Consider the following 9,889-nt stretch of genomic DNA (forward strand, 5'->3'; position numbering starts at 1 on the left):
ATCTTTCTTATGTACTTAGGCGATAAATATAGTTATTTCCTCGAAAAAATTAGCTATTTCCTTGATATTTGTAGGATTAAGTCCTGAATTCGAGCAGCATAAGCCGTCTCATTGTCATACCAACCAATGATTTTCACCATCTTACCGATGACCGAGGTCATTCCGGCGTCAAAAATACACGAATGCGTATTTCCAACTATATCGATAGAAACGATAGGGTCTTCGGTGTATTGAAGAATACCTTTTAATTTTTTTTCTGAAGCTTGTTTAAATGCACTGTTTACTGCTGCTATCGAAACTTCTTGCTTTACGTTAATGGTCATGTCTGTCAACGATCCGTTTGGCACAGGAACTCGAATACCACATCCACCAATTACGGATGCCAGATCGGGAAAGATCTTTGTTAGGGCTTTTGCAGCTCCGGTGGTAGTAGGGACGATCGACTGGCCAGCTGCTCGTGCACGCCGAAGATCGCGATGTGGTTGATCATGTAAACTTTGGTCGGTGGTATACGAATGTACGGTCGTTATATACGCTTGCTCAACACCGCATAGATCACGTACTATTTGCAACATAGGTGCCGCATTATTGGTGGTGCAGGACGCATTCGAAATAATTTGGTCCGATGGTGAAATTATATCTTCATTTACGCCTAGAACGATGGTTTTAATATCATCTTCTAGCGGTGGTACAGACAAGATGACCTTATTTGCACCGGCTTTTAAATGAAGTTCAAGTTGGGATCTAGATTTAAATTTTCCCGTACACTCTACGACTATATCTATACCTTTCCAGTTGAGGTCTTTCAGATCTTTTTCCGAAGAAAAGCGAATAGCGGTATTATTTACTACGATCTCATTTTCTGAAGCTTGAATGCTACCATCAAAAACTCCGTGAATACTGTCGTATTTTAGTAAATGACCTAATGTTTTAGCATCGGCGGTGTCGTTAATTGCAACTACCTTAATTTTTGGATGATCTTGCAATAATCGGAAGAGTCGACGTCCTATACGACCGAAACCGTTGATTCCTACTTGTACTGTTTCCGCCATTATGGTAAACTATGTTAGATGTTTTTGAGCTTTATATGAAGATCGTACCAAAGGACCACTCTCTACATGACGGAAGCCCATTTCGAGTCCGATGGTCTCATATTTCTTGAATTGCTCCGGACTAATAAATTCTTTTACCGGTAAGTGTCGTTTGGAGGGTTGCAAATATTGACCAATCGTTACAATGTCCAGATCAACCTTGCGCAGATCTTTCATGGTTTGTATCACCTCGTCTTCTTTTTCACCCAGACCAAGCATGATCCCGCTTTTTGTACGCGTAATACCTTCACTTTTAAGATAGCGCAATACTTCTAAGCTTCGCTCATATTTTGCTTGAATTCGCACTTCGCGGGTCAAGCGCTTCACTGTTTCCATGTTGTGGGACACTACTTCCGGTTGCACATCTACAATGCGATCTATATTTCGGGTCACGCCTTGAAAATCCGGAATTAGGGTTTCTAGGGTGGTCTCCGGATTCATTCGGCGAATTGCCTTCACGGTTTCAGCCCATATAATTGATCCCATATCTTTCAAGTCATCACGATCTACCGAGGTGATTACGGCGTGTTTGATTTCCATGATTTTGATCGACCTCGCCACTTTTTCCGGTTCATCCCAGTCAACCGTTTCGGGCCGTCCGGTTTTTACGCCGCAGAACCCGCAGGACCGTGTACACACGTTTCCTAATATCATAAAAGTAGCAGTTCCTTCGGTCCAGCATTCGCCCATATTTGGACAGCTTCCGGAGGTGCAAATAGTGTGCAGATCGTACTTGTCAACGAGTCCGCGTAATTCGGTATACTTTTTACCGGTGGGTAGTTTAACCCGTAACCATTTTGGTTTTGGAGCCGGTTTTTTTATGTCTAAGGTTTCAGTACTCATAAGCGAGCACAAAGATACAATTTTAATACCACGAACAACAATTTAACGAATAAGTCCCATGGTGGATTAAGAGCCAAGGGTTTGTAGATACCACAAGCTAAATCCTACTAGGATCACAATCGATAGTACACTGTAAAAACGCATTGCACGGGAAGGGCGTTTAGCTTTCGGAGTATGTTTGCTGCAAATTAGTTTGAAGTTGATGATGGCGTAGAAAGGAGCGGTTAAAAACGACAAAATCGTTGCTATATCTATAAGTAAGGTCATTTCAGAAAGCAAGAAAAAGAAAATTCCCAGGGTTCCAACGATCAATATCAAGATCCAAAACAGATAACCGCGTTTAAATTTTTTATTTAGGATCAATTCCGAAGTGGTATGCATTACTCGTGGAGAGGCATCTAAAGTAGTTAGGGTAGTGCTAAACATGGTGGTTAACGCGGCAACACCAATTAAAATTTTTGTACTGTCCCCTAAGCTATAGGTGTACATAGAAATTAACTGATTGGCGAATTCTCCTCCTGAACTAGAGAAGGTAGCACCACTATTAAACATTACAAGTGCGCCCAATGCGAGAAAGCCAATGGCGAGAACAGTTGTGGTGACAAACCCTACGTTAAAATCTAAGCGGGATTGTTTGTGCGTGACCGTCGGGTCAATTTTTTTCTTTTCTACCGTCCAAATCGATTGCCAAATGGAAATATCTAAAGGAGCAGGCATCCACCCCATAAAAGCAATTAGAAAGGCAACGGCTGTAGTTTCCGAAGGGATTCGTTGCGACCATGAAATCGCCTCTTGCTTGGGTATGGCCAACACAACTGCGACTATGGTACTTAGGGTCAAACAGATCACAATGATTTTCATTAGCGTATCGAGCACCTTGTACCTACCAACGATTAGAATACTAAAACAAAAAGAGGTGATGATAGCGGTCCAAAGGACAATAGAGCCTGAGCCGAACAGGCTCTGTGCAATTCCGGCTGTAACGATGGTCACAGCTGTTTGAATTGTGAACATGGTGGCAAAAGTGAGGAGGAAGTAAGCAACCAACACGCCTTTACTCATGGTATGATACCCATGCAATAAACTGCGGCCTGTGGCAGATGCGTATCTTGGACCGTATTCAAAGAAGGGATATTTTACAATGTTAATTAACAACAGTGCCCAAAGAAGTCCGAAACCGAAATCGGCCCCTGCACGTGTAGATTGCACCAAATGAGACACTCCAATGGCAGCGCCGGCAAATAAAAAACCTGGACCCAGTCTTTTAAGCGTTCGACTCAAGTTTAATGATTTTGCGTAATTATTTCTGAAAGTAATTTACGAGCTCTAAGCAATCGTACCTTTACATTATTAAGCGGTTCTTCTAAGCGTTCAGAAATTTCGTTGTAACTCATTTCTTGAAAATATCTCAGGTTGATCACTTCTTGGTAATGCGGTTTTAACTGCTTGATAAAGCGCAGTAGTTCGGCTAAGTTCTGTTCTCTAATTAGTTCATCTTCAGGCGTGGGTGCAACATCTGGAATTTTCTTTATTTGTTCTTCGGAAGTATACGAGGTGTGTTGATAAAGCGTAGCATTCTTCTTTCTACTTTTATCTATTTGGATGTTTTTTGAAATAGCGATTAGCCAAGTTCCGAAGGTATAGTTCTCATCAAAAGTTTCGATTTTATCGAAGGCTTTTGAAAAAGTTTCTATGGTAATATCTTCGGCCTCATACTCATTGCGAACTCGTTTTAGCTGAAATCCGTAGACCTCATTCCAAAAATGGTCTAATAGAAAACTAAACGCTTTTTGCTTGCCATTTTTAGCTTTTTGAATGTGATGTAAGATATTCTTATCGGTTATTTCCAACGGCTGTTTTTTGATGTGCTCTTGGTAATAAAGATACTCAATTGTAGGCACACTAAAAATAATTCGTAAAACGGGAGTAGTGGAATAAGCGTCTCTTCTTTTAGTCTTTTCGCCGACTTGCCCACCACTATGTATTGCATAAGGAACCTAAAACCAATTAACACCAACGCAATTCTCCAATCTGAGAATACCAAAGCTGCAATGGCTAACAACCAGAATAATAGGTTAGATAAAAAGTAAACACCCAGCAATAATTTATGCTTGCTCTTATAGCGAGATGCCGTACTAATGTGTCTTCTTTTTTGACGAATCCACGCTTTAAATGTTTGCTTAGGAATAGAATAGGTGAATGCTTCAGGTTCTAAGCATAAACTCGTGTTCGAGGCCGTAGCTGTTTCGTTTACCAGAAGATCGTCATCTCCCGAGGGAAGTTTTATATGCGAAATAAAACCATTGTTCTCATAATAGACGCGGCTTGTATATGCCAAATTTCTTCCTACTCCCATATATGGCATTCCTACGGCTGCATACCCAAAGTATTGCATCGCTGTGTGTACAGTTTCAAATCGGATGAGTTGATTAAGTAGCCCCGGTTGTTTTTCATAGCCTCCATAGCCTAAGATCACTTCTTTTTCTTCGGAAAAATGAGCAGCCATATGCGACAACCATAAGGAACTGGCCGGTCGGCAATCTGCATCTGTAAAGACCAATTGGTTGTTTGCTGCTCTTTTAATTCCAAGAGTAAGGGCATACTTTTTACTAGCCCAAAAAGCCTCATTGTTTTCTACATTAACGATCTTGATACGGCTATCCTGTTCTGCAAATTGTTCCATCACTTCCAGCGTGTTGTCTGTGGAAGCGTCATTTATTAGAATAAGCTCGTAAGTAGGATATTGTTGTTCCAACCATAGCGGAATATATTTCTGAAGGTTGGCAGCTTCATTTTTAGCACAAACGATCAAAGAGACTGGTGCGGAGTCTGAAGCATCGGCATTTGTAGAAGATGAAAAGGCAAATTTTGAAAAAATAAAATAGTAGACGCAGTTAAGAAATACTACTGCAGCTAGGAAGTAGAGTAGCAGCATAGGCACTGAAACAGGTTAATTTAACTTATTGATGAGTTTCTTCTGTGCAGTTTTCAAATTGGTCGGGTGTTTTACCACAAAAGCCACAAGTTTCTCCTTCTTTGTTTAAAAAAGGATTCTGACTTGCACACGTACCTGCAAATTTTCCGTCTTTTTTTCCCCAGATTTTAATTGCGATTCCACCAACCGCCAGCGAGAGAAGAAGTAAGGTAATTAAAAATAGTTCCATGGTTCCAATTTTGAAGTACAAAAGTACAATCTTTCTTGGTGAAGTGGTGAGATTTTAAGTATTTTTAGCTTCACTTTTCAATAAATTTAACCATGAAGCAATTCTATCGCACTTTTTTAGTTTTTTCAACGATTGTTCTCTTGTTTTCTTGTAAACAAGATGTGAAAGAAACAAGTACTTCCGAAGCCATAAAAACGGACACACTTGTAAAAAAAGAGCGTGTAATTCCTACCCAGGAAGATAAAGATCGTGCCAACAGTGTCTTGACCAAGTTAATGGTAACCCCAGAGTCTAAAAAATTTACGAATTATTTGGTTACGGCGCAGATGACAGATGATCTCATGAAGAACAAAGGACCCTATACGGTTTTTGCACCTTCTGCCGAGGCGCTCGATGGACTTTCCGAAGAAACGCGTCAAGATTTTATGAAACCTGAGAATAAAGAAGCATTGGCAACCATGTTACGTCAACATATAGTCGAGGGAGGATTAGATTCTGCCACTTTGGTTCAAAAAATTCGTGAGAATAACGGAAGTCTGGCGTTAACGACTATTGGAGGTACACAACTAACAGCATCTAGATCTGGTAGTGATATTGTGATCACGCATAGTAATGGAACCAAAGCAGTTGTAGGTAAAAGTGATATTCAAGGCTCGAACGGCGTATTACACATTGTAGATGCCGCTTTTATTCAAAATTAAATAATGTTTACTTCGGGTTCAATGTAGATTCCGAATTGCGCTTTAACGGCTTTCTGAATACGCAATGCAAGTTCCCAAATATCATTGCCCGTTGCAGTACCGTGATTTATAAGAACTAAGGCTTGACGGTCATGAACGCCGGCGTCACCAAATCGTTTTCCTTTAAAACCTGCTTGTTCTATTAACCATCCCGCCGGAATTTTAAACTCGGTAGGTGACACCTCGTAGAAAGGTGCATCGGGAAAGTTAGAACGAAATTCTTGAAACGCATCACTATCTATTACCGGATTCTTAAAGAAACTACCGCTATTGCCCAACTTGGCCGGGTCGGGTAACTTAGATTGGCGAATAGCGATCACGGCTTTAGAAATAGCTTCTATGGTTGGTTCGGTAACTTGTTGCTCCTTCAATTCTTGCTGAATCGCACCGTATGAAGTACTTAAGGTATGGTCCTTTTTGGTAAGCGTTAAGGTAACACTGGTAATAATGTATTTACCTTTTGCTTTATTTTTAAATATGGAATCCCGATACTGAAATTCGCAATCGCTTTTATAAAAGGTCTCTTCTGTGAGGTCCTGTACATTTAATGCGGAACAACTGTGAAAAACATCCTTTAATTCTACGCCATAAGCACCAATATTTTGAATAGGAGCTGTGCCGATGTTTCCGGGGATTAACGACAGATTTTCGATGCCACCATACCCCTGCTCGATGCAATACAACACAAAGTCATGCCAATTTTCACCCGCCATTGCTTTTACTTGAACGTGTTGTTCGTCTTCGGAAACAACAGAAATACCCCTAATGTCAACGTGTACCACCAAAGCGTCTATATCCTTTGTTAACAACATATTGCTTCCGCCACCAAGGATAAATATCTCTTTGTTGGCATATTTAGATAACACTTCTTTAAGTGCTGTGACGCTTTTTGCAGAAATAAAATAACGGGCGTTGCAGTCAATACCGAACGTATTATAGGCTTTAAGTGATTTGTGCTCTTCCAATACCATTATCCCGGATATTGTTCTAGTGCGATCTTTAAAATATTCACAGCTTTGATCAAACTTTCTTTATTAAGCACATAAGCAATTCGAATTTGATTTTCTCCTACACCAGGGCTTGAATAGAAACCGGCAGCCGGAGCAACCATGATGGTTTCACCATTGTGATCGAAGCTTTCTAACAGCCATTGTGCAAAATCGTCGCTGTTGGCTACGGGCAGCTCTACGATACAATAAAAAGCACCTTTTGGTTCGCCTACTTTAACTCCGGGAATCTCTTTTAGGTGTTGTACCAACAGGTCACGTCTTTCTTTGTATTCTGAAATTACTTCATCAAAATAGCTCTGTGGGGTTTGTAAGGCTGCTTCACAGGCAATTTGAGCGAAGGTTGGCGGACTTAATCGTGCCTGCGCAAATTTAAGTGCAGTAGCGATCACTTGTTTATTTCTGGAAACCAAACAACCAATTCGTGCCCCACACATACTATATCGTTTAGAGACCGAGTCGATAATGATACCATGTTCGGCCATGCTTTCCTCTTGGAGGATGGAATAGTGGTCGACACCGTCGTAAGTAAATTCACGATATACTTCGTCTGCAACCAAAAACAAATCATGCTCCTTTACGATCGCCGCAAGTTTTTGAATTTCATCTTTAGAGTATAAGTAGCCCGTTGGATTCCCCGGATTGCAAATTAATATGGCCTTGGTTTTGGGTGTGATAAGTTTTTCAAATTCAGAAATAGGGGGTAAGGCAAAATTATTTTCAATTTTTGAGATCACGGGTACTATAGTTACGCCCGAGGCAGTGGCAAAGCCATTATAATTTGCGTAGAAAGGTTCCGGTATTATGATCTCATCTCCCACATCGGCAATACTTCCCATCGCAAATAGCAATGCTTCGCTGCCACCTGTAGTGACGATTATATCGTCTGATTCGACCGGAATTTGATGTTTATGGTAATATTTGGCAATCTTTTTGCGGTATCCTTCTGAACCTTCGGAGCGTGTATATGCTAAAATCTCTAACGAGTGCAATGCGACAGCATCCATAGCGATTTGTGGCGATTTAATATCCGGTTGTCCAATATTTAAGTGATATACTTTTTTATTTGGTTGATATGCCTTTTCAGCAAATGGAACTAAGTTTCTAATCGGAGATTCGGGCATGTTAGCGCCCTTTTTTTATACGATAGGCATATGACTGGATTTAAAGAACAAAGTTGCGAAATATATTTTATAATTCACAGCATGCACAACAGCAATGATTAAAATTTTATATATTTAATTCTCTTGAAACTCTCTTGTCAAATAAAGCACATACTACTATGTCTTTCGCTCCTATGTTGCGGTTTGCCATCGGTATTCGCGCAAGATGGATTTGCATTACCGGCTAACAAAAAGAAGGACAGGGTTTCTTTTAAGCTCGTCAACAATCTTATTATTATTCCGGTTACGGTTAATGGGACCGAATTGTCATTTTTATTGGATACCGGAGTAAACTCTACCATTATTTTTAGCTTGACTAGCGAAGACTCATTAGAGATTAAAAACACTACGCCTGTAAAGCTACGCGGATTGGGAGAAGGCGAAGCTGTCGATGCGCTTAGAAGTGATTTTAATACGGTAGTTGTTGGCGAAGCTGTAGACAATACACATAGTATATTTTTAATATTTGATGCATCACTTAATTTTTCTCCGCGTATGGGAGTCCCTATTCATGGAATCCTTGGCTATGATTTTTACAAGAACTTTATTGTAAAGACCAATTATGTCAATGAGGTGATCACATTTTATGATCCCACTAAATACAGTCCGAAGGTATGCAGGCGCTGCGAAGCTTTCGACCTAACACTGTATCGAAATAAGCCTTATGTGAATTTGGACCTTGTTATTAATAGCGAACGCATTAATTCTACATTGTTAATTGATTCGGGATCTAGCGATGCATTATGGTTATTTGACGATGAAGCATTTATACAAGAAGAACCTAAGAATTACTTCGAAGACTACCTCGGCTTGGGGCTTAGTGGAGGGATCTACGGAAAGCGATCTCGTATCGCCGAAGCTTCACTTGGCAACTTTAAGTTAAAGGAGATCAATGTTGCATTTCCCGATGAAGCCGCTATTCAAGGTGCGCGAAGCTATGAAGACAGAGTTGGAAGTTTAGGAGGCAACTTATTAAAGCGCTTTACTACCATTATAGATTACCCAAATCGGCAAATTATTCTAAAGAAGAATAAATACTTCAATGACCCTTTTCATTATGATATGAGCGGATTAACCATTCAACATGATGGGGTTACAGTTGTTAAGGAACGAAAGTCCAATAGTAATCGCAATATGGTAGGTGCCGAAAGTGGTGCGGTTTCCGGAATTGTTGAATCGCCTTCATTTACCTTCAATTTGGCGCCAAAGTTTGTAGTTGCTGAGGTGCGTGTAGCTTCTCCAGCCGATGAAGCAGGTATTAAAATAGGTGATGAGATTATTAGTATCAATAACAAGAAGGCTCAAAACTACGAGCTGTACGAATTAATTGAGATGTTCTCATCAAGACCTAATCGAAAATTTACACTTGAAATTGGTCGTGATGGACAAGTGCTTAAAAAAAGAATTGTCCTTAAAAAGGTATTATAAAAAAAAGCGCCTTCAAATGAAAAGGCGCTTCTTACTATAATTACTTATTTGGTTATTCTGTTTTTTCAAGAAGACTTTTGTCATCTCCTAAAACCTCACCCTTTATTTTTAACGCTTTAACAGGTTCACTGGCATTCGAATAAACGGTTACTGTTTTACGAATAGGACCAACGCGATTGGTGTCATATTTTACTTGGATCGTGCTTGATTCACCAGGTGCAACAGGGCCATCCGGTTTTTTTGGAACGGTACAACCACAACTCGATTTTACATCGGTTACAATTAACGGTGCATTTCCTGTGTTCGTAAACTTGAAAACACGTACTCCATCACTTCCTTTTGCTATTTCACCGTAATCGATGGTATCCGACTCAAAGTCGATCACTGCTTGCGAATGTGCAGTTGTTAGCCCAACGAATGCGATAATAGCTATTAGAACATATTTTTTCATAA

Annotated in this window: 11 protein-coding genes; 2 read left to right on the forward strand and 9 right to left on the reverse strand. The window is 40.2% G+C overall.

Going from position 1 to position 9,889, the window contains the following annotated elements:
* Window positions 1-53: 53 nt before the first annotated feature.
* From gap to DWA30_RS13035, 6 genes are all read right to left on the reverse strand, one after another.
* A complete protein-coding gene (gap, locus tag DWA30_RS13010; RefSeq protein WP_114492963.1) occupies window positions 54-1,052 on the reverse strand; it encodes a type I glyceraldehyde-3-phosphate dehydrogenase in 999 nt (332 codons plus the stop codon).
* Between the two features lie 9 nt (window positions 1,053-1,061).
* Window positions 1,062-1,934 carry a lipoyl synthase gene (lipA, locus tag DWA30_RS13015; protein ID WP_114492964.1) on the reverse strand — a complete coding sequence of 291 codons (873 nt, stop codon included), beginning with the start codon at window positions 1,932-1,934 and terminating at the stop codon, window positions 1,062-1,064.
* 66 nt (window positions 1,935-2,000) lie between these two features.
* On the reverse strand, window positions 2,001-3,215 hold the full coding sequence (locus tag DWA30_RS13020; RefSeq protein ID WP_114492965.1) for an Nramp family divalent metal transporter: 1,215 nt from the start codon (window positions 3,213-3,215) through the stop codon (window positions 2,001-2,003).
* A gap of 2 nt (window positions 3,216-3,217) precedes the next feature.
* Entirely contained in the window at window positions 3,218-3,784 is a 567-nt protein-coding gene (locus DWA30_RS13025) for an RNA polymerase sigma factor (RefSeq protein ID WP_114492966.1), read from the reverse strand.
* Window positions 3,775-4,869, reverse strand: a complete 1,095-nt coding sequence (locus tag DWA30_RS13030) for a glycosyltransferase (RefSeq protein WP_114492967.1) — start codon at window positions 4,867-4,869, stop codon at window positions 3,775-3,777. Before DWA30_RS13030 ends, DWA30_RS13025 begins: the two co-directional genes overlap by 10 nt.
* 25 nt (window positions 4,870-4,894) lie before the next feature.
* On the reverse strand, window positions 4,895-5,098 hold the full coding sequence (locus DWA30_RS13035; RefSeq protein ID WP_114492968.1) for a membrane or secreted protein: 204 nt from the start codon (window positions 5,096-5,098) through the stop codon (window positions 4,895-4,897).
* Between the two features lie 92 nt (window positions 5,099-5,190).
* Between DWA30_RS13035 and DWA30_RS13040 the strand changes: the two genes are divergently transcribed.
* Entirely contained in the window at window positions 5,191-5,799 is a 609-nt protein-coding gene (locus tag DWA30_RS13040) for a fasciclin domain-containing protein (RefSeq protein WP_114492969.1), read from the forward strand.
* On the opposite strand, the gene murB is transcribed toward DWA30_RS13040, so the two are convergent.
* Both murB and DWA30_RS13050 read right to left on the reverse strand, forming a co-directional pair.
* Entirely contained in the window at window positions 5,796-6,809 is a 1,014-nt protein-coding gene (gene murB, locus DWA30_RS13045) for a UDP-N-acetylmuramate dehydrogenase (protein WP_114492970.1), read from the reverse strand. The genes DWA30_RS13040 and murB overlap by 4 nt on opposite strands.
* Complete coding sequence (locus DWA30_RS13050) at window positions 6,809-7,969, reverse strand: pyridoxal phosphate-dependent aminotransferase (RefSeq protein ID WP_114492971.1); 1,161 nt, start codon at window positions 7,967-7,969, stop codon at window positions 6,809-6,811. Before DWA30_RS13050 ends, murB begins: the two co-directional genes overlap by 1 nt.
* 183 nt (window positions 7,970-8,152) lie before the next feature.
* On the opposite strand from DWA30_RS13050, the gene DWA30_RS13055 reads away from it, so the two are divergent.
* Complete coding sequence (locus tag DWA30_RS13055; RefSeq protein ID WP_136073212.1) at window positions 8,153-9,436, forward strand: aspartyl protease family protein; 1,284 nt, start codon at window positions 8,153-8,155, stop codon at window positions 9,434-9,436.
* Between the two features lie 52 nt (window positions 9,437-9,488).
* Here the strand turns inward: DWA30_RS13055 and DWA30_RS13060 are convergent, their stop codons facing one another.
* Window positions 9,489-9,887: a DUF1573 domain-containing protein gene (locus DWA30_RS13060; protein ID WP_114492973.1), complete on the reverse strand. Its 399-nt coding sequence runs from the start codon at window positions 9,885-9,887 to the stop codon at window positions 9,489-9,491.
* Window positions 9,888-9,889: the final 2 nt, after the last annotated feature.

The sequence above is a fragment of the Candidatus Ulvibacter alkanivorans genome (assembly GCF_003333325.1).
Taxonomy (GTDB): domain Bacteria; phylum Bacteroidota; class Bacteroidia; order Flavobacteriales; family Flavobacteriaceae; genus Ulvibacter_A; species Ulvibacter_A alkanivorans.

Coding starts and splice junctions, on each gene's coding strand:
- gap (WP_114492963.1), bottom strand. CDS start 1,052: ATGGCGGAAACAGTACAAGTAGGAATCAACGGTTTCGGTCGTATAGGA.
- lipA (WP_114492964.1), bottom strand. CDS start 1,934: ATGAGTACTGAAACCTTAGACATAAAAAAACCGGCTCCAAAACCAAAA.
- DWA30_RS13030 (WP_114492967.1), bottom strand. CDS start 4,869: ATGCTGCTACTCTACTTCCTAGCTGCAGTAGTATTTCTTAACTGCGTC.
- DWA30_RS13035 (WP_114492968.1), bottom strand. CDS start 5,098: ATGGAACTATTTTTAATTACCTTACTTCTTCTCTCGCTGGCGGTTGGT.
- DWA30_RS13040 (WP_114492969.1), top strand. CDS start 5,191: ATGAAGCAATTCTATCGCACTTTTTTAGTTTTTTCAACGATTGTTCTC.
- murB (WP_114492970.1), bottom strand. CDS start 6,809: ATGGTATTGGAAGAGCACAAATCACTTAAAGCCTATAATACGTTCGGT.
- DWA30_RS13050 (WP_114492971.1), bottom strand. CDS start 7,969: ATGCCCGAATCTCCGATTAGAAACTTAGTTCCATTTGCTGAAAAGGCA.
- DWA30_RS13060 (WP_114492973.1), bottom strand. CDS start 9,887: ATGAAAAAATATGTTCTAATAGCTATTATCGCATTCGTTGGGCTAACA.